The 19,709-nt window shown below is 64.5% G+C and carries 17 protein-coding genes; 7 read left to right on the top strand and 10 right to left on the bottom strand.

Annotated features, from left to right (window positions below; genetic code table 11):
- Positions 1–23: 23 nt before the first annotated feature.
- Together J7396_RS17985 and J7396_RS17980 are read left to right on the top strand one after the other, a co-directional pair.
- Complete coding sequence (locus tag J7396_RS17985) at positions 24–638, top strand: DUF4142 domain-containing protein (protein WP_014091169.1); 615 nt, start codon at positions 24–26, stop codon at positions 636–638.
- Positions 639–738: 100 nt separating this feature from the next.
- The gene (locus J7396_RS17980) at positions 739–921 is read left to right on the top strand and encodes a DUF3606 domain-containing protein (protein ID WP_014091168.1); all 183 of its coding nucleotides are present in this window, start codon (positions 739–741) and stop codon (positions 919–921) included.
- Positions 922–1,113: 192 nt separating this feature from the next.
- Here the strand turns inward: J7396_RS17980 and J7396_RS17975 are convergent, their stop codons facing one another.
- From J7396_RS17975 to J7396_RS17950, 6 genes are all read right to left on the bottom strand, one after another.
- On the bottom strand, positions 1,114–2,889 hold the full coding sequence (locus J7396_RS17975; protein WP_033479363.1) for an ABC transporter ATP-binding protein: 1,776 nt from the start codon (positions 2,887–2,889) through the stop codon (positions 1,114–1,116).
- Positions 2,886–4,037, bottom strand: a complete 1,152-nt coding sequence (locus J7396_RS17970; protein WP_071117782.1) for a beta-glucosidase — start codon at positions 4,035–4,037, stop codon at positions 2,886–2,888. Before J7396_RS17970 ends, J7396_RS17975 begins: the two co-directional genes overlap by 4 nt.
- Positions 4,038–4,126: 89 nt before the next feature.
- Positions 4,127–5,311 carry a UDP-galactopyranose mutase gene (gene glf, locus J7396_RS17965; protein WP_008577697.1) on the bottom strand — a complete coding sequence of 395 codons (1,185 nt, stop codon included), beginning with the start codon at positions 5,309–5,311 and terminating at the stop codon, positions 4,127–4,129.
- Positions 5,308–6,492 (bottom strand): glycosyltransferase family 1 protein, encoded by a 1,185-nt coding sequence (locus J7396_RS17960; RefSeq protein ID WP_209261829.1) that lies wholly within the window; start codon positions 6,490–6,492, stop codon positions 5,308–5,310. Before J7396_RS17960 ends, glf begins: the two co-directional genes overlap by 4 nt.
- A 37-nt stretch (positions 6,493–6,529) precedes the next feature.
- The gene (gene galE / locus J7396_RS17955) at positions 6,530–7,699 is read right to left on the bottom strand and encodes a UDP-glucose 4-epimerase GalE (protein WP_209261828.1); all 1,170 of its coding nucleotides are present in this window, start codon (positions 7,697–7,699) and stop codon (positions 6,530–6,532) included.
- 489 nt (positions 7,700–8,188) lie between these two features.
- Positions 8,189–9,055: an SDR family oxidoreductase gene (locus J7396_RS17950; protein WP_008577702.1), complete on the bottom strand. Its 867-nt coding sequence runs from the start codon at positions 9,053–9,055 to the stop codon at positions 8,189–8,191.
- Between the two features lie 218 nt (positions 9,056–9,273).
- On the opposite strand from J7396_RS17950, the gene J7396_RS17945 reads away from it, so the two are divergent.
- Complete coding sequence (locus J7396_RS17945; protein ID WP_008577704.1) at positions 9,274–9,915, top strand: DUF6766 family protein; 642 nt, start codon at positions 9,274–9,276, stop codon at positions 9,913–9,915.
- Between the two features lie 147 nt (positions 9,916–10,062).
- Positions 10,063–10,272 (top strand): hypothetical protein, encoded by a 210-nt coding sequence (locus J7396_RS17940; RefSeq protein WP_029820384.1) that lies wholly within the window; start codon positions 10,063–10,065, stop codon positions 10,270–10,272.
- A gap of 95 nt (positions 10,273–10,367) precedes the next feature.
- Here J7396_RS17940 and cydB read toward each other — a convergent pair whose 3' ends face one another.
- From cydB to J7396_RS17925, 3 genes are all read right to left on the bottom strand, one after another.
- Positions 10,368–11,390 carry a cytochrome d ubiquinol oxidase subunit II gene (cydB, locus tag J7396_RS17935; RefSeq protein ID WP_209261827.1) on the bottom strand — a complete coding sequence of 341 codons (1,023 nt, stop codon included), beginning with the start codon at positions 11,388–11,390 and terminating at the stop codon, positions 10,368–10,370.
- Complete coding sequence (locus J7396_RS17930; RefSeq protein WP_057680885.1) at positions 11,381–12,790, bottom strand: cytochrome ubiquinol oxidase subunit I; 1,410 nt, start codon at positions 12,788–12,790, stop codon at positions 11,381–11,383. Before J7396_RS17930 ends, cydB begins: the two co-directional genes overlap by 10 nt.
- Before the next feature lie 290 nt (positions 12,791–13,080).
- Complete coding sequence (locus J7396_RS17925; protein WP_008577712.1) at positions 13,081–13,362, bottom strand: hypothetical protein; 282 nt, start codon at positions 13,360–13,362, stop codon at positions 13,081–13,083.
- Positions 13,363–13,890: 528 nt separating this feature from the next.
- Here J7396_RS17925 and J7396_RS17920 point away from each other — a divergent pair.
- Positions 13,891–15,174 carry a sigma-54 dependent transcriptional regulator gene (locus J7396_RS17920; RefSeq protein WP_014091160.1) on the top strand — a complete coding sequence of 428 codons (1,284 nt, stop codon included), beginning with the start codon at positions 13,891–13,893 and terminating at the stop codon, positions 15,172–15,174.
- A complete protein-coding gene (locus tag J7396_RS17915) occupies positions 15,171–15,413 on the top strand; it encodes a hypothetical protein (RefSeq protein WP_008577714.1) in 243 nt (80 codons plus the stop codon). The genes J7396_RS17920 and J7396_RS17915 overlap by 4 nt, the downstream gene beginning before the upstream one ends.
- Here J7396_RS17915 and J7396_RS17910 read toward each other — a convergent pair.
- On the bottom strand, positions 15,407–15,787 hold the full coding sequence (locus J7396_RS17910) for a response regulator (protein ID WP_008577717.1): 381 nt from the start codon (positions 15,785–15,787) through the stop codon (positions 15,407–15,409). The genes J7396_RS17915 and J7396_RS17910 overlap by 7 nt on opposite strands.
- Positions 15,788–15,995: 208 nt before the next feature.
- Between J7396_RS17910 and J7396_RS17905 the strand changes: the two genes are divergently transcribed.
- Positions 15,996–19,538 (top strand): CheR family methyltransferase, encoded by a 3,543-nt coding sequence (locus tag J7396_RS17905; protein ID WP_209261826.1) that lies wholly within the window; start codon positions 15,996–15,998, stop codon positions 19,536–19,538.
- The last annotated feature ends 171 nt before the right edge of the window (positions 19,539–19,709 follow it).

The raw sequence follows: 19,709 nt of genomic DNA, 5'->3' as shown, positions 1-19,709 counted from the left end.
ATCGCGCTCAACAGGAGACAGCGATGGGACTTTTCAAGATGGTGACCGCCGGCGCGGTGGGCTATGTGGCGTACAAGGCCTGGCAGCGCCGGCAGGGGCACACGAGCGATCCGCAGGATCTACAGAGCAACGTAGCCACGGTGGTCGGTAGCACGCCGCCTCACGGCGACCCGTTGCGCGATAGCGTGGGCGATGCCCGCGACCGCAAGCAGGCGCTTGGCGCGCTGGCAGTGTTCAACGAGAACGAACGCACGCTTGCGCAACTGGCGGTGGTCAAGGGTGTGGAAGGCGAGGTGCTGGCCTTCGCACGCAAGATGGACGAAGCCCACAGCGCTGCGTTGACGGACCTCAGCCGATTTGCGCCGGATCGCAATGGCACGTTGGCCCAGGCCGCCACCGCGGGCGCCGAGGGCGTGCGCAAGCGCCTGCAGGACTTGCACGGGCAACAGTTCGAATCGCAGTATCTGCAAGCCAGTGTGGACAGCCACGAGCAGGCGTTGGCCCTGCTGGACACACAGCTCAGCAGCGAGCCGGGCTCCAGCGACCTGGGTAAAGAGTTGCAGCGCGCACGCGACACCATCGCCGAGCATCTGGAACACGCCAAGGCGCTGCGCGCCAAGCAGGGCCAGCCCCACTGACCACAGCTCGCCAGACAACGCGTCGATGCGGCAGCCGGCAAACCGTGCGAAGCGCCGGCGTCGCAGCCGGCTCACCAGCTGTCCTACATGGGAGATCGCCATGGGCGAACCACGGGATGCAAATCGTCAACCCATTGACATGCACAATGTAAGCATCAGCGAGGAATGGGAGTTGCAGTACTGGGCGCGCGAACTGGGGATGTCCGAAAACGACCTCAAACGCGCAGTGCAAGAGGTCGGCAACGTGACGACCAGGCTGCGCGACTATCGGCCACCGCATTGAGGCGTTGCGCAGGAAGTGGAACAGGCAGCCAGACGCTGCCTGTTTTTTTTGCGCGCCAGCGATCGCAAACGTGGTTGCTGCCAGGCCGGAAAGTACATCTCATGCCATGCTCGTCGCACTGGGCCAGCCGCTGGCTGCGCCTGCATCGCCGCGCATGACGCAAGGCAAGCAGCGCTTCTGGGCGCAGCCGCCTCACGGTGCTTCCGGTGCCGTCTCGAATCCGGCAGCCTGGCGCTGCCACAAACTGTCGAACACGCCACCGCGGCCGCGCAGTTCCGCAGGGCTGCCATCTTCGACCACACGGCCGTCCTGCAGCACCACGATGCGATCGAAGCCAATCACCGTGGACAGGCGATGGGCGACCGCCAACACGGTGCGGTCGCGCATCAGGTGATCCAGTGCGGCCTGGATCTCCGCTTCCGATTCGGTGTCCAGTGCCGAGGTGGCCTCGTCCAGAATCAGGATCGGCGCATCCTTGAGAAAGGCGCGGGCAATCCCCAGCCGTTGCCGCTGTCCGCCCGATAACATCACCCCGCGCTCGCCCACCTGGGTGTCGTAGCCTTCGGGCAATTGCCGGATGAAGCCATCGCAGAATGCATGCCGCGCCGCGTCGTGCACCTCGGCATCGCTGGCATCGGGACGTCCGTAGCGGATGTTGTCGGCGATGCTGCGATTGAATAACGCAGTTTCCTGCGGCACCACCGCAATTTTTTCGCGCAGGCTGTCCTGGCTGACCCCGCGGATGTCCTGCCCGTCGATCAGCACGCGTCCGGATTCCACATCGTCCAGGCGCTGGATCAGGGCAATCAAGGTGGATTTGCCGGCACCGGAGGGCCCCACGATGCCCACTTTCTGGCCGGCCGGAATATGCAGATTCAATCCTTCCAGCACCGCGGCGCGCTCGGGATAGGCAAAACGCACCTGTTCGAAACGCACATCGCCTTCGGCCGAGGCCAGCGGCACGTCCGCATCGACGATGGCGTGCGGTTGCAGAATGATCTGCAAGGTGTCGGCAATGGCGCCCAGTTGCTGGGTGGTGTCCACCAAGGTCAGCGCCAGATCGCGCGAGCCATGCAGGATGCGGAAGGTCAGCGCACTGACCAACACCACATCGCCTGCACTCACCGCTCCGGAGCGCCACATGCCGATGGCCCAGATCAGCATGCCGCCGGCCATCAGCGACAGGCAGATGTCGTGAATCACCCGCGCCTTTTCCACGTACATCCAGCTGCGCCGATGCGCCACGGCCTCGTGACCGATCTGTTCGGCCAGCCGCGCGCTTTCGCGATCGCGCGCGGCAAACGCCTTGATCGTCCACACGTTGGAAACCGCATCCACCAGCTCGCCACCCACCCGGGCGGCCTGCGCGGCAAAGCGCTGATGCTTGGCGCGGCCGCGAATGCCGAAGCTGGTGATGATGGCCGCCACGATCGCAATGAAGCCGACCAGCGTGGCGGCCATGCGCCAATCCACCGTCAACAGCAGCACGATGGCGCCGACGAAATCCACGATGGGCGGCACGATCTTCCACGCCAGTCCACCGAAGATCTGCCCGGCGGCGCTGCCGAGCGCGGTGATGCGGTTGCCCAGCGCACCGGCAAAATGCTCGGTGAAGTAGCGCATCGGGTGGCCGGTGAGATGGCGGAACAAATCCACGCGGATGTCCACCACGCTGGCCACCACGGTGCGGCAGCCCAGCCAGCCGCCCAGGCGCCACAGCAGGTTTTCCACCGCGATCAGGCTGATGAACAGGCCCAGCGGCAGCCACACGTTTGCCTGGCTGCGTTGATCGGTGGCCATCGCGTCCACCAGCATTTTCATGCCGTATTGCACCGACACCGCGCAGCCGGCCGCGCCCACGATCAGGAGCAGCAAGCCACTGAAATGCCACGGCCGTCGGCCCACGTAGTGCCAGAGAAAACGCGCCGGCGTGTCCGGCAGCAAGGTGGAGTGGGCGGACGTACTCACGGGGCGATATCGGCCAGCGCGAACTGCGGTGCGCGCAGACCGAAACGCGCGTGCTCGCGGCGCAGTTGGTCGGCCAGGCCTTGGTGCAGCGGTCGTTCGCCGTGCTCGTCCGCATAGCCGAGCACGCCGGTGGGGCAATGTCGGTCGTTGTCCCAACCGGGGTAGTCCAGCACCGGATACAGACAGACACCTTCCATCGCCACGCCGTGCTGCAGGGCCAGCGCAACCTCGCTGCCGACATGATCGAGCCAGGGGGCGCGTTGATCGGCTTCGGCACCGGTTTCGGAGACGATCATCGGACGGCGATAGCGCTGCCAGAACTCCAGCATGATGGTCGAGAACGGGCGGTGGTCGGGCGAGTCGCGCAGGATCGGCACGCCGCCCAGATACCACTGATTGTCCGAGTAGTAGTTGAGGCCGATGATGTCCAGATACTCCGGCGCCCCGCCGAGTCCTGGCCACTGCTTGCCGCAGATCATGTCCCAGGCTTCGAACTGCGCCAGCCGCAGGCGTTCGGCTTCGCGGCGCGGGCCGGGCCGGTCGTTGGATGGCACCACATGGATCGCTGGGTCCACCTGCAGGAAGCGGGCGCGCGGATCCACCTGGCGTATCGCGTCGATGGCGGCGATGGTGGCGCGGACCAATTGATGCTTGAGCTCGAAACCACGCCCGCGCGCCATCGGATGCATGCGGGCGTGATCGCCGCCATTCCATGCCCAGAACGAGATCTCGTTAAGCGGCGCGTAGAACGGCACGGCGTCGGAGGCGTCCTTGATGCACTGTGCGGCGGCGGCAGCAAAGCGCGCGAAGCGGTCGACGAACTGCGGCGTCCAGATGTCCACATCGTCCGGCCAGCCGTAATGGCACACGTCCCAGATCACCTGCGTGCCCACGCGGTTGGCCGCGTGCAGCATCGGCAGGAAACTGGACCAGTCGTAATGCCCCGGGCGTGGTTCGATCAGATGCCAGCGTAGGCCATCGCGCGCGGTGCGCAGGCCATGCGCCGCCAACGCCGCGTAGTCCTTGGCGGCCCAACGGTCATGCCCGGTGGCGGCAATCAAGTCGAGCCTGCGCCCGTCGCGGCGGCGATGGGTCGAACACTCGAACCCCGCCATAAAAAAACTTTCGAACAGTGTGGGGGTATGCATCCAACATCCTGCTGCGCGCGCCGCTGGGTTGCAGCGATGCGTCGATAACTGCCCTGCAGCCACGGTGCTGCAGGGCGGGGCGTGCGTTGTCAGACCGCCAGCTCGGCGCGCCGCGGCTCGGCGTCTTCGATGCGCTTGTACAAGGCCAACGCCTGGCCGACCACCTGATCCATGTTGTAGTACTTGTAGGTACCCAGCCGGCCAAGGAAGGTCACCTTGGGCGTCTCGGCGGCCAGGCGTTCGTAACGCCGATACAGCTCTGCGTTCTCCGCGCGTGGAATCGGATAATACGGGTCGCCCTCGGCCGAAGGATACTCGCGGGTGATGCTGGTGTTGGGATGTTGCTGGCCGGTGAGGTGCTTGTATTCGGTGATGCGCGTGTAGGCCACCGCTTCGTCCGGATAATTGACCGTGGCCACCGCCTGGAAGTGCTCCTGATCGAGCGTGCTGTGCTCGAACCTGAGCGAGCGGTACGGCAGCTTGCCGTAGCAATAGTCGAAGTATTCGTCCACCGGCCCGCTGTACACCAGCTGGTCGTACTCCAGCTCGTCGCAGATCTCGCGGTAGTCGGTATTGAGCATCACCTTGATGTTGGGGTGATCGAGCATGCGCTCGAACATGCGCGTATAGCCGTGCAGCGGCATCTGCTGGAAGGTGTCGGTGAAGTAGCGGTCGTCGTCGTTGGTACGGGTGGGCACGCGCGAGGTCACCGACTTGTCCAGCTGCGACGGATCCAGCCCCCACTGCTTGCGCGTATAGCCGCGAAAGAAGGTTTCATAGAGCTCGCGGCCCACCTGATTGACCACCACATCTTCGCTGGTCCGGATATCGGCCACCGGCTCGGCGCGGCTGGCCAGGAACGCTGCGGCCTGTTCTTCGCTGCTGAGTTGCAGGCCGTACAGGCGGTTCAACGTGGTCATGTTGATGGGGATCGGCACCTGCTGGTCTCCCACCTGCGCAAGCACGCGGTGCGCATACGGACGCCATTGGGTGAAATTGGACAGGTAATCCACGATGCGCTGCGCGTTGGTGTGGAAGATATGCGGACCATAACGATGGATCAGCACGCCGGCATCGTCATGGAAATCGTAGGCGTTGCCGCCGATATGCGGGCGACGGTCGACCACCAGCACGCGCTTGCCGAGGCCGGCGGCCAGCCGTTCGGCCAACACGCTGCCGGCAAATCCTGCGCCGACGATGAGGTAATCGAAACCACGCCGTGCATTGCCGCGCGTGCGACGGGCGGCGAGCGGCGCGGCGGCCGGCGGGGTCATTGCGTCCAAGAAAGCGTCTCCTTCATCAGGTCGTAGGTGTGGTCCCAGGACATGTCGCCCAGCACGGCATCGGCGCGGTCGAGCAACTGCGCGCGATCTGCACTGTCCTGCAGTGCGGCTTCGCACGCGGCGACGAACGCGTCGGCGGTCGCGGCAATGCGCACCACGCCGGTGTCGCCATAGGTGCGCACCACATCGTGGATTGGCGTGGACACCACTGGGCAGCCGCCAGCGAGGTATTCGGGTGTCTTGGTCGGGCTGATGAAGCGGGTGGAGGCATTCATCGCAAACGGCATCAACGCCACCTCCCAGCCGGAGAGATAACCAGGCAGTTCGTCGTAGGTCTTGCCGCCCAGATAGTAGATGTTGGTGGCCTGCGGCAGCTCGGAGGGGTCGATCTTGACCACCGGGCCAATCATCACCAATTGCCAGTGCGGCCGCTGCGTCGCGATCGCGCGTAGCAGCTCGACGTCGAACCGCTCGTCGATGACACCATAGAAACCCAGCCGCGGGTGCGCGATGCCGGCCTGGTCGTCAGGCTCCTGCTGCGGCGTGCGCGCGGCGGCGAAGTGCGCCACGTCCACGCTACTGGGGAACGCGTGTGCATTGGCGTGCAACGCGCGCTTGGCCTCCCAAATGCTGTAGCCGCCGGTGAAGACCACATCGGCGCGCTGCAGCAGTGCGCGCTCGCGTTGGACCAGCTCCGGGGGCGCGCCACGAAAGGCCGACAGCTCGTCCATGCAGTCGTAGATGACCATGCGCGCACGCAGATGCGCACTGAAGCTCTGGCTCATCGGCGTGTAGTACCACAGCAGCAGGTCGCGTACGCCAAGCTCGGCCAGGTAGCCGTCCAGCAGGCGCCGTTGCACCTGCACGGCCTCCTCGCCCCCGCACCCGACGGGCAGGCGCGGCACCAAGACGTGCACGCCGTGCTCTTGGCCACCCACCTCCAGCCAGGGTTCGGCTGCATCGCAGGCGATGGGCTCCTCCCAGAACAGCACATTGGCATTGCGTGCAAAGCGCGACATCAGGTGCTGCGGGCGCTGATAGACAAAACTCCAGCGCAGATGCGACAGACACAACAGCGTGGGCCGCGCCGGATCGAACTGCGGCGTGCTGTCGGATGGAACCGCGCGGCGGGTCTTGCCGATCGCGTATTGGAACTGGCCAGCCCAACTCATGGAATGCCCTCGTAGGAAAGAAACGGGTCGTTGCGCATTACGCGCCGGAGAAACCATCGGCGACCGCCAGCGTGCGTACCGGCTCGCTGCGACGGCGCGTGTCCGGACCGGGCGGTCGCCGGCGCGGTGATGTCGGCAGCTCGCGCGCACTGTCGCGTTCGGGCACGGCCGCCGCGGAGCCCGGGCGCGGAAGACGCGAACCGGCGTAGCCATCCGGGTGCATCGATTGCCAGCGCCAGGTATCGCGGCACATGCGGTCCAGGTCGTATTCCGCGGTCCAGCCCAGCAGCCGGTTGGCCAGCGCAGTGCTGGCGAAGTACACCGCCACATCGCCATCGCGACGTGGCGCAATGCTCAGCGGAATGCGCCTGCCACTGGCGCGCGCGAACGCGGCCGCCACCTCGCGCACGCTGTAGCCGCGCCCGGTGCCCAGATTGACCACCAGGCCCTTGCGTTCGCGCTGCAGGTAATCGATGGCATCCACATGCGCGCGCGCCAGATCCATCACATGCAGATAGTCGCGCACGCCGGTGCCGTCGTCGGTGGGATAGTCGTCGCCGAAGACCTGCAATGCCGCGCGACGCCCCACTGCCACCTGTGCGATGTAGGGCATCAGGTTGTTCGGTACGCCTCGCGGATCTTCGCCCAGATACCCGCTGGGGTGCGCACCCACCGGGTTGAAGTAGCGCAGCAACGCCGCGTTGAAATCCGGCCACGCGGCGCTGAGGTCGCCGATCATTTCTTCCATCATCAGCTTGGTGCGCCCGTAGGGGTTGATCGCCTTCAGCGGCGCGCTTTCGTCGATCGGGCTGCGGTTGGCGTCGCCATACACGGTGGCCGACGAGCTGAACACCAGGTTGCACACCTTGGCAGTCCGCATCGCGCGTAGCAGCGCCAGCGTGCCGGTGACGTTGTTGTTGAAGTACAGCAGCGGCTCGCGCACCGATTCGCCAACGGCCTTGAGTGCGGCAAAATGCAGGACGGCGTCGATGCGCTCGCTGATCAACAAGTCGGCAAGCTCGGGCGCACGCACATCCATGCGATGAAACTCCGGGCGGAACCCCATCAGATGCTGCAGATGGTCGAGCACGCGCTCGGAGGAGTTGCTCAAATTATCGACAATGCACACGTCATGACCGCGCCGCGCCAGTTCCACGCAGGTGTGTGAGCCGATATAGCCGGTGCCGCCGGTGACCAGAATTCGCATTGTTGTCTGCCTTATGGGGGCGCTACTGCGCTGGCCTGCCAATGGCGCGGATGCATCACGCCGCATGCGTCGATGCATGGGGGCGATGTCGTTGCGCCAGCAGTGGGTTCGCGCCTGCGCCACGCAGGCGTGGCGGGCAGCACTGTTTGGAGAGGTGTGGTGCATCACGTTCCAACGCCACCTACGGTAGGAGGCCGACCGTGAGAGCAATCGCAGGAACGGGTGCGTGCCACGCGAGCGCAACGTTGACCGGAAACTCACCTTGGCTGTGCGTTTTTTGCGCGCTGTCGCAATGCGCCCGAACGACTGCACGGGCAAGCAGACGCGACGTGGCATGCGCTGGTGAGCGCTGAGCGTTCACCTAAAAGATTGAGCCAATAAAAAGCCCGCGTCGCTCGATCAGCGACGCGGGCGTGGCAATAATGCGACAGCGTTACAGCGTTACAGCGTTACAGCGTTACAGCGTTACAGCGTTACAGCGTTACAGCGTTACAGCGTGACTGCGCCGCCAGAAATGGTCAGCAAGGTGCCCGATGTGTAACTGGCCGTGTCGGCCGCCAGCATCACGTAAGCCGATGCCAGCTCGACCGGCTGACCTGGACGCCCCATGGGCGTCTGCCCGCCGAAGTTTTCCACCGACTCTTCATCCATGCCGGAGGGAATGAAGGGTGTCCAGATTGGGCCCGGCAGCACCGCATTGACGCGGATGTTCTTCTCCGCCAGCACGCCGGCCAGGCCGATGGTGAGGTTGGCCAGCGCACCCTTGGTCGCGGCGTAGGGCAGGATGTTGGGCGTGGGTTTCTTCGATTGCACCGAGGCGGTATTGATGATGGAGCCGCCATCGGTCATCAACGGTACCGACAGGCGTACCAGATTGAAGGCCGCATGCACGTTGGTGTCGAAGGTCTTGCGCCATTCGTCCAGGGTGATGTCTTCGAAGGTCTCGAAGTACTTCTGGTAACCGGCGTTGTTGACCAGGATATCCAGGCCGCCCAGCGTGCTGTTGACCTTGTCGATCAAGGCCGCTGCCTGGCCGGGGTCGCTGATGTCGCATCCCACCAGCAGCGCCTTGACGCCGGCCTTTTCGATCAGCGCGCCAATGCGCGCTGCATCTTCCTGCTCGTCGGGAAGGAAGGCGATGGCCACGTCTGCGCCTTCGCGTGCATAGGCGATGGCAACCGCAGCGCCGATGCCGCTGTCGCCACCGGTAATCAATGCGCGCTTGCCCTTCAACTGGCCGTGGCCAACGTAGCTGTCTTCGCCATGGTCCGGGCGCGGGTCCATCTTCTCGGTGCGTCCGGGAAAGCTCTGCTGCTGTGGCTTGAAGGGGGGGCGTGGATAGTTGGGTACGGGCATCGTGGTCTCCTGGCAGTGGAAGTCGTTGGTTGCACGCCAGTGTGGTCGCGCAAACGTAAACGTCCGGGCTAAACGATGTGCGCGTGGTGTGTTGCGGGTTGCGCCCTGTGCGTGGCAGTCAGCCATCGCGCGGCATGCGGAACAGCGCGGTTGCACGCAAACTTCATGCGGTTTTGCCCAGGACGCTCGATACTGCGCGCATCGTCAGGAGGTCATCCATGTTCTTGCGTCGTAACGGGCTGTCGTTGTGTCTGCTTGCGTTGACCATCTTCTTCATCGGTTGCCAGATCTATGCCGGGTTGCATGCATACAACGACGAATTGCGCGAGCAGGGGCAGCCGACGCTGCTGCTGTCTGCGTATCTGCACAGCCCGCATTTCATGTCGGCACTGTTCGAAAACTGGGAGAGCGAGTTCCTGCAGATGGGCATGTACGTGTTGCTCACCGTGAAGTTGCGGCAGGTGGGCTCTGCCGAATCGCGCCCGCTCGATCCGGCTGAAGAAAGCGTTGAGATCAAGCCTGGCACCACGCCCTGGCCGGTGCGTGCCGGCGGGATATGGCGACGGCTGTACGACCATTCGCTGGCCATCGCGTTCGGAGCGCTGTTCCTGATGAGCTTTGCGCTGCATCTGGTCGGCAGTTGGCGACTGGAGGTGGTGGAACGTGCGCAGAAGGGCTTGCCGCCCATCACGGTCTTGGAGCATTTCACCAGCGCAGCGTTCTGGTTCGAATCGATGCAGAACTGGCAGAGCGAGTTCCTGGCGGTGTTCTCGCTGGTGGTGTTGACCATCTGGTTGCGGCAGAAGGATTCGCCGCAGTCCAAGCCGGTCGAGGCGCCGCATTCGCAGACCGGCGGGTAACGCGGCTTGAGCCCTTTGCGAGGCGGCGAAGGGTACGCAGCCGGAGCCTGTGCTCTCCGGTGCGGGGAGTACATCGCCACACGCACTTCACGCCACCACCGGGCTTCGTTCACCACCTCGCAATGCCTGCGCGCCTAGCGTTGGGTCATGACGACCACGCAGGAGACGAGCATGAGCAGCGAACCGAAAAAACCATGGGGCCCGGAAGACGATCAGAAAAAGCCGTTTACGCCACAGGAGCGTCGCAACGAGGATGTCGAATGGAAGGTGCACGACATGCCCGACGAAGATCCCGAGGTCAACAAGGCCGACCCCGAACACGACTACGAACGGCCGGACGGATCGGAAAAACGCTGAAGCACACCGCCCGCAACGCGGGCGCTGTTGGGTTGTCTGAAGACATCTGCCGCAACGCCTCGCATGGTGCACACGCCTGCGTGCCGCACTCTCGCTCAGTGATGATGGTGATAGCCCACATCGGCGGTGATCTTGCCGCGGAACACGCGGTACGACCACACCGTATAGCCGAGCACCAGTGGCAGCAGTACCGCCAGGCCCACCATCGGAAAGATTTGCGAAGAGGGTGGCGAGGCCGCCTGCCAGATCGTGTAGCTCGGTGGCACCAGATACGGCCACATGCCCAACACCAGGCCGATGAAGCCCAACACGAAGATCGCCAGCGTCAGCAGGAAGGGCCACGCATCGCTGCGCGAGCTGTCGCTGCTGCGCCAGAGCGCAAGCGCTACGGCTGCGGTCATCAGCGGAATCGGCGACAGCCACCAGAAATTGCCATGTTCGAACCAGCGCGCCATCACATGCGAGCTCAGGAACGGCAGCCACGCGCTGACCAGCACGACGAAGGTGACCACCACGCCCACCAGCGGCTTGGTCAATTGCCGCGCCAAGGTATGGGTGCGCCCATCGGTCTTGAGGATCAGCCAGGTGCTGCCGAGCAGCGCATAGCCGAACACCAGCGCAGCACCGGTGAGGATGGTGAACGGGCTGAACCAGCCGAACACGCCGCCGGTGTAGCGCCCGTTGTCCAATGGCATGCCTTCCACCAGCGCGCCGAGGATGATGCCTTGCGCGAAGGCGGTCAGAATCGAGCCGGCGATGAACGATAACGTCCACAATCGACGCGAGCGCTGCGCCTTGAAACGGAATTCGAACGCCACCCCACGAAACACCAGCGCCATCACCATCAACAGCACCGGCAGATATAGGCCGGACAGGATCACCGCATACGCCGTGGGAAACGCAGCGAACAGGCCGGCGCCGCCAAGCACCAGCCAGGTTTCGTTGCCGTCCCAGATGGGCGCGGCGGTGTTCATCATCAGGTCCACTTCCTGTTCGTCGCGCGCGAAGGGCGCCAGCATGCCCAGCCCGAGCACGAAGCCGTCCAGCACCACGTACATCAGCACGCCGAAGCCGATCACGCCAAACCACACCACCGGCAACCAGTAGTTCAGTTCCATGGCGTGTTCTCCTGTTCCAGTGATGTATCTGCCGCGGACAGCGGGCGTGCCGGCGTGTGTTCGCCGCCGGCCACATCCGGCCCGTCGCGGCTGGGTTGCGGCCCGGCACGGACCAGCTTGGTCAGATAAAAGATTCCGAAGCCGAATACGAACGCATAGCCCAGCAGATACACCAGCAGCGAGACCGCCACTGTCGCAGTCGATTGCGGGCCCACCGCATCGGCAGTACGCAACAGCCCGTACACCACCCACGGCTGGCGCCCGATCTCGGTGACGAACCAGCCAGCCACCAGCGCCATGAATCCAGCCGGCAGCATGAGGTTCCAGGCCAGGATCAGCGGCCTGGCATGCAGGCGTCCACGCCACCAGGCAATGGCCGAGATCCACGCCAGCAACAGCATCGCCATCCCCAGGCCCACCATGATGCGGAAGGCAAAGAACACCGGAGCCACCGGCGGGCGTTGATCGCGCGGCACCGACGTCAGCGGCGTAATGTCGCCGTCTGCACTGTGGGTCAGGATCAGGCTGCCCAGGCGCGGGATGGCCACCTCATAGTCGTTGCGCTCGGCCTGTGCGTTGGGCAGCGCAAACACCACCAACGGCACGCCGGCGCCATCGCTTTCGCTGTGCCAGTGCGCCTCCATCGCGGCGACCTTGAGCGGTTGATGCTCCAATGTGTTGAGCCCGTGCTGGTCGCCTACCAGGACCTGGATGGGCAACACGATGGCGGCAAATGCCACCGACAAGCGCAACATGCGGGCGCCGGCATCCACATGCAGCCCTTTGCGCAGGTAGTAAGCGCCGACGCCGCCAACCACAAAGCAGGTGGTGATGAACGAACCCAGCGCCATATGGACCAGGCGATACGGAAACGACGGGTTAAAGATGATCTGCAGCCAGCTGACCGGCTGCACGATGCCGTTGACCATCGCGTAGCCACGCGGGGTGTGCAGCCAGCTGTTGGACGACAAGATCCAGAACGTGGACACCAGCGTGCCGATCGCCACCATGCAGGTGGCGAAAAAGTGCAGGCGTTCGGAGACCCGGCCCCAGCCGAACAGCATTACCCCCAGGAAGCTGGCTTCCAGGAAGAAGGCAGTGAGCACTTCATAGCTCAGCAGCGGGCCGATCACGCTGCCGGCAATGCGGCTCAGCTCGGGCCAGTTGGCGCCGAACTGGAAGGCCATGACGATGCCGCTGACCACGCCCATGCCGAAAGACACCGCAAAGATCCGCAACCAGAAGAAGTACAGCCGCTTCCAGGCCTCGTCGTGCGTGCGCAGCCAACGCCATTCCAGAAACCCGAGCAGGTTCGCCAGGCCGATGGTGAAGGCCGGAAACAGCACATGGAACGAAATGACGAAGGCGAACTGGATACGGGACAGCAGCAGCGCTTCCACAGGTTTCTCCTATGCCTGGCGGTATGCGGCGGCGCCGACACCACGGCCGCGGCATGCGGCGCAGGCCGGGCAAGCGCAGCTGGCACCTGCAGCGTGCGCGAACAACGGGCACCTGGGCACGCATGCCGCCACCGCGTGCAGACGCGTGGTGCCAATGACAAGCCTGCGCCCATCACGCGCGAAAAAGAGTGAACTGACGCACCGTGCGATACCTTGCAGGCCCGAAGAGCCCCTTCCAAGCACGGCAGGCGTGCACCGCACCAATCAAGCGGGCCCAACCTGTAGCTGCATCACGCTTGGCGGAGGTGGCGCAGGCAACGCGGCGCCAGCCAATCGGCGAGCACGGCATTCATCGAGCCGGGAGTCAGGCACAGCGCATCGCGCACGGCCTTGACCGCTTCTGCATCGGTCAGGTCGGGGCGTGCGTTGTATGCCGCGCAGACCGCCCGGATCGTGCCTTCGGGAATGCCGTCGAAGGCGTGATAGCCAAGCTGGCCCCGGCGGTGCTCGCCACGCCAGTACTCCAATTCGGTTTGCACATCGGCCTGCACGGGCGCCGAGACTGCGTGCATGGGACACCTCGCTCGCTGGATCGAGCGAGTGTTCGCCGCACCGTGGAAGGAACGCGTGAGTGCGTTGTGCACGCCCTCTCCACGAGCGGTGCGTAGGCTGTGGGTAACCCAGTGGACCGATGCAGTTTCCTGACGGGTTCATGCGGCGCCATGGTGGCGTCGGGTTACGTCAGCCCCGGCTGGTATCCTGGCTCCGATGCAGGCACGCAAGCGAGCTCAGCCAGCGCTCGATCAAGACCGCACCCGTCGGTGGACCGGCGGCTGCCGCGGCAAACCTTGCACTCCTTGGCGTTTCGGCATTCTCGAAGCGGCGACCGACCCAGAGCGTGACGCTTGGCACTGGCGCAATCGAGCGCTTCCATGCGTACTTCGCCCACAGCCGTCAGGGCGGGCTCGACTGGGGGAAGAGCGCCGCACCACAGAACGTGACAGCAGCAGGCAATTTCCGATGTGGTGTGTCAGCGCATTTCGCGCGGCCGTCACAATTCTCAACTGAACATGTATCAGTCATTGCGGACAGAAGCGCTCATGGACCGTCTTTCCTGCGCCATCATCGACGACGACGTGGAGTTTTGCGATCAGGTGGTTGAACTCGCCACCGATAGCGGCTTCCGTGCCAAGGGCATCCACACCCTTGGCGAAGCCAGCCGCTGGCTGGACAGCAACTTTCCCGACCTGTTGGTGGTGGATGTTGGCCTGCCGGACGGCAGCGGTTTCGACCTGATCGAGCGGCTCGACCCGGACCACACCCCGCAGATCGTCGTGGTCTCGGGCGATTACGCGCGCGAAACCCAGGGTCGGGCGCAGCAGTTCGGGGTCAGCGAATTCCTGACCAAGCCGTTCGCGCCCGAACGCCTGGAGCGGGTGCTCGGGGGACTGCGCGAAGCGCAGCAGGGCAACCTGGGCATCGTTGGCAACAGCGACAGCATCGTCATGCTGCGCAAGGACATCGTGCGCGTGGCGCCGACCGATCTGAATGTACTGGTGACCGGCGAAACCGGTACCGGCAAGGATCTGGTGGCGCGCGCCATCCACCGTGTGTCCGGTCGCCGCGGCCGTTTCGTGCCGGTCAACTGCGGTGCCATTCCGGAAGAGTTGCTGGCCAGCCAGTTGTTCGGCCACGAGCGCGGCAGCTTCACCGGCGCCGACCGTCGGCATGCCGGATTCCTGGAGCAGGCCGCAGGCGGCACGCTGTTCCTGGATGAAATCGGCGAGATGCCCAAGCGGCTGCAGGTGTATCTGCTGCGGGTGATCGAATCGCGCAGCTTCATGCGCGTGGGCGGCAACGAGGAAATCGCACTGGATGCGCGCGTGGTGGCAGCCACCCACCAGCACGTGCAGCGCGAGCAGGCGGTGCTGCGTGAAGACCTGTTCTACCGTCTCAATGAATACCCGATCCAGGTGCCGCCGCTGCGCGAGCGCCGCGGCGATGCGCGCCTGCTTGGCTTACGCGTGATCGACGAGCTCAACGTCAAGTATGGCAAGCGCAAGTTGCCGACCAAGTCGTTGCTGCGCTACTTGGCATACCATGCCTGGCCAGGCAACGTGCGCGAACTGCGCTCGTTCATCCACTACCTGTATCTGCGCTCCGATGGCGATCTGTTGAGCGCCCCGGATGTGGAGCAGACCGTGCCGCAGGCCGACCAGGACGGCTTGCTGATTCCTGCCGGCTGGACCATGCGTCAGGCCGAAGACGCGATGATCGAATCGGCACTGGCGCGCACCCGCTTCAACAAGAAGGCCGCCGCACGCGAACTGGGCATCAGCGTGCGCACCTTGCACAACCGTCTCAGCGACAAGGGTGCGGAGTGAGCGAGGCACCGCGTGGGCAGCGGCGTGAGCTGCTGCACCAGTTGCGCAACCGGCTCAACGTGATGGGTTTTGCGTTGTATGCGTTGCGCAACGAAACGTCTAAGCCGCTGGAGACGCTGCGCACGGCGCATCAGTCCGCCGTTGAACTGCTCAACCAGCTTGGCGAGCAGGAGCGCGCCTTGCAGCAGCCCGGCGTGGAACCGGGCGAGAGCGCCCAGCCCGCCTGCACCGATCAGTGATCGGCCAACTCGGTCTGGTGGCTGAGCAAGCTGGTGATCGTGCGCGGGTTGTAGGGCTTCATGCAGTACGACAGATGCGCAAAGCGCTGCGGCAGCGTATAGCGGTCGTAGCCGGAGCAGAACGAAAACGGCACGCCGCGCTCCATCAATGCATCGGCGACCGGAAACACCGCCTGGCCGCGCACGTTGACATCCAGCAAGGCACCATCGATGGCCTGACCTGACGCTACCAGCGAAAGCGCGTCAGGCACACTGCCGACCGGCCCCACCACGTTGATGCCAGCTTCCACCAACAAGTCGTTGAGCGATTCGGCCAGCAAGTAATCGTCCTCGACAACAAGAATGCGGCGGCCGGCAAGTGCAGTGTCGTGCATGACAGGCTCCAAAGCAGTGGCGTTTCGGACAACACGCGTGCGCATGGTGCTCGCACTGCAGGTTAACGCCGCGCGCAAGCAGACGCTTCCAGGACCGGTCTCTGCAATGTGCGCACGCGATGACGCATGTGCTGCATGGTAGTCCGCCGCGCTTTACGCGATCATGGCCGATTGCGCTTGAATCCAGCATTGCAACGATAGTGCCGCCATGACCGACGACGAAACTTCCAACAACGACATCGCTACGGATGCGAACACGCAGCCGCCCTTGTTCGTGCTTGGCGTGGGCGCCGCCGGCATGGACGCCGATCGCCTGGCAGAATTGCTCGATGCGATTGCTGGCGCGTCGAATCTGGCCATCATGCTGCTGTTGCGCGACCGCCAATTATTGGATGAGGCACGCCTGCGCGAACTGCTTGGCAGTCAGGCCACCCTGCTGTCGGTACCCAGCGATGGCGACCGGCTGCAACCGGGGCGCTTCTATCTGCCGCCGGCCGATACGGTCGTCACGCTGGAGGAAGGGCGCATCCGTCTGCGCGCCTTGCCCGGTGGGGAGAGCGACCACGGGTTGATCGACAGCTTCTTCGTCTCGATGGCGCACGATCAGGACGGCAATGTGATCGGCCTGATCGTGGGGCGCTTCGACGGCGACGGCACGCTGGGGACCGCGGCGATCCGTGAGTGCGGCGGTCTGGCGCTGGCCGTGGACGATGCCGCACTGCATGGGCTGGACCTGCGCAGTGCCAGCAACCCGGCCGCCATCACCGACGACATCCTGCCCCTGCCACAGATCGCCGCGCGTATCGCGGCGCACATGCAACGCCATCACGGCTACGGTCATCCGGTGCCGACCGGCGTGCGCAATGGCAGCGAGAGCGACAAGCTCAGCCAGGTCGCCGCCATCCTGCGCAATACCACCGGCCACGATTTTCATGGCTACAAACGCGCCACCTTCCTGCGCCGCGTGCAGCGGCGCATGCAGGTCGCGCAGGTGGAAACGCTGGAGCAGTATCTGGAGGTGTTGCGCAATCGTTTCGACGAACCGTTGCAGCTGTTCAACGACCTGCTGATCGGCGTGACCAAGTTCTTTCGCGACCGCCGCGAGTTCGAATTCCTCGAGCAGCAGGTGATTCCGCGGTTGTTCCAGGGCAAGCACACCGGCGACAGCCTGCGCATCTGGGTGCTGGGCTGCTCCACGGGCGAAGAGGCCTATTCGCTGGCGATGCTGCTGCGCGAACACGCCGAAACCCTGGACACCGCGCCACGCATCCAGATCTTCGCCAGCGATATCGACGGGCGCGCACTGGCCACTGCACGGGTGGGGCGCTATGCCTCCAGCATCGTCGGTGAAGTTGCACCCGAACGGCTGCGGCGCTGGTTCGTCAAGGAAGGCGACACCTATGTGGTGAGCAAGGAGCTGCGCGAGCTGTGCGTGTTCTCCCAGCACAGCATCGTCAAGGACCCGCCGTTTTCGCGGCTGGATATGGTGTCGTGCCGCAATCTGCTGATCTATCTGGATGCCGAATTGCAGAATCGGGTGATCCCGATCTTTCATTTCGCCATCCGTCCGGGCGGCTACCTGTTCCTGGGCAATGCCGAAAACGTCTCGCGGCACGCGCAGTTGTTTACGCCGGTCGAGCGCAGCTTTCGGGTCTTCCAGCGCATCGATGCGCAGAGCAACGTGCATGCAACATTCCCGACCATGCAGCCGGCTGCGGCCGCCAGGGTGCCTGCACCACCGCAGCGGCAGCGCACGTCCAGCAATGCGTTGGTGCGCGCCGGCGAGCGCATCGCCGACCGTTATGCGCCGGCGTATGCGGTGCTGGACGAGCAGTTCGAGGTGCTGCATTTCTCGTCGCAGGCGGGGCGCTTCATCCGTCCTGGCGGCGGCACCCCCAGCCTCAACCTGCTCAACCTGATCCATCGCGATTTGCGCCTGGACTTGCGCAGCGCGCTCAGCCGCGCCGAACGCGACCGCTCACCGGTGCACGTCAAGGGCATCCAGGTGCACGAAGATGCGGCGACCTGGGCGGTGAACCTGTTCGTCGAGCCGACCGCCGACTCGGAGGTGCCGCGCGGCTACGTGGTGCTGTTCCAGGAAGTGGAAGCGCGCGAACCGGTGGAGCTGCCCGCCCCACACGACAGCGTGCACGACGATGGGCATGTGCAAGTGCTGGAGAACGAGCTGCGCATCACCCGCGAGCGCCTGCAATCGATGATCGAAGAGCTGGAAAGCACCAACGAGGAGCTCAAGTCTTCCAACGAGGAATATCAGTCGCTCAACGAAGAACTGCAGAGCGCCAACGAGGAGCTGGAAACCTCCAAGGAAGAGCTGCAATCGGTCAACGAGGAAGTGACCACCGTCAACGGTGAGCTGGCCCATCGCGTGCAGGAGCTGGCGCATGCCAACAGCGATCTGAAGAACCTGCTGGAAAGCACCCAGATCGCTACCGTGTTTTTGGACAACGAATTGCGCGTCACCAACTTCACGCCGGCCGTCACCGACATCCTGCCGCTGGTGGAAAGCGATATCCATCGCCCGATCAGCCACATCAAGCTGCATGTGGATTACGACGAACTGCAAGACGATGCGCGCCGGGTGATCCGCACCCTGGCGGTGCTCGATCGCGAGGTCGAAAACCCCACCACGCATGCGCGCTACATGGTGCGCGTGCTGCCGTATCGCACCGTGGACAATTTCATCGGTGGTGCGGTGCTGACCTTCATGGACGTCACCCCGCTCACGCGCGCCGAGCGTGCGCTACGCAGCAGCGAGCAACGCCTGCGCACCTTGATGGAAGGCATCCCGCAGCTGGTGTGGCGCTCGCTCGATGGCGGCCGCTGGACCTGGTCCAGCCCGCAGTGGTCCAGCTACACCGGCCAGGGCGATGCCGAAAGCCTGGAGCTGGGCTGGTTGCAGGCGGTTCACCCGGACGATCGCCAGCCGACCATGAATGCCTGGCTGGGAAGTGCGTCCAGCGGCGGGCTGGATATCGAACACCGCCTGTTCAATGCGGCCGAACAAGGTTACCGCTGGTTTCATACGCGCAGCGCTCCGGTACGCGATGAACGCGGCCAGGTGCTGGAATGGCTGGGCACCTCCACCGAGTCGGACAACCTGCGCCGCCTGCAGGAAGAACAGCGCGTATTGGTGGCCGAGTTGCAGCACCGCACGCGCAATCTGATCACGGTGGTGCAGTCGGTGGCCAAGCAGACCGTACAGGCCAGCCAGAGCATGCCCGAGTTTGCGGCCAAGTTCGAAGACCGGCTGGCCGCGTTGTCACGCGTGCAGGGGCTGCTGTCGCAATCGGACAATATGCCCACCACCATCGGCGCCTTGCTGCGCATGGAACTGGATGCGCTGGGGGCCGAGCCGGATCAAAGACGCATCGTGGTGGAGGGACCGAACGTGGCGTTGCGCAAATCCGCCGTACAGACGCTGGCATTGGCGTTGCACGAATTGGCCACCAACGCGCTCAAGCATGGCCCGCTGGCGGTGGAGACCGGCACCTTGTCGATCCGTTGGGAGGTCGTCTCCGGCGGCGATACGCCTGCGCGCCTCAAGCTGTTGTGGATCGAAGAAGGCGCCAGCCAGCAGCTGCGCGGCGACCGTGATGAGGCCGGCGGCTTCGGGCGCCGGCTGATCGAAAATGCCTTGCCCTATAGCCATGGCGCGCAGACGCGCTACGAGCTCAGCGACACGCGCCTGGAATGCGAGATCCAGTTGCCGCTCAATCCGGTGAACGGGTGAGTTGGACCGCAGACCTCGGGCCTGCGGGGACATGGCCGCTGGGGTGAGCAGCGGATGCACATGCATCGCCTGCCCACGCTGCAATGCGCAGGTCTGAGTGCCGGGCACGCGCCCTCGCGACGATGAAGACGTGCGCGACCATCGAAACCGCCAGTGAAAGAGCGCTGTGCT

It is taken from the genome of Xanthomonas sp. A1809 (genome assembly GCF_017746015.1).
Lineage (GTDB): Bacteria > Pseudomonadota > Gammaproteobacteria > Xanthomonadales > Xanthomonadaceae > Xanthomonas > Xanthomonas euvesicatoria.
Note: the sequence above shows the minus strand (reverse complement) of the source record. Positions and strands in the feature narration are given on the sequence as shown.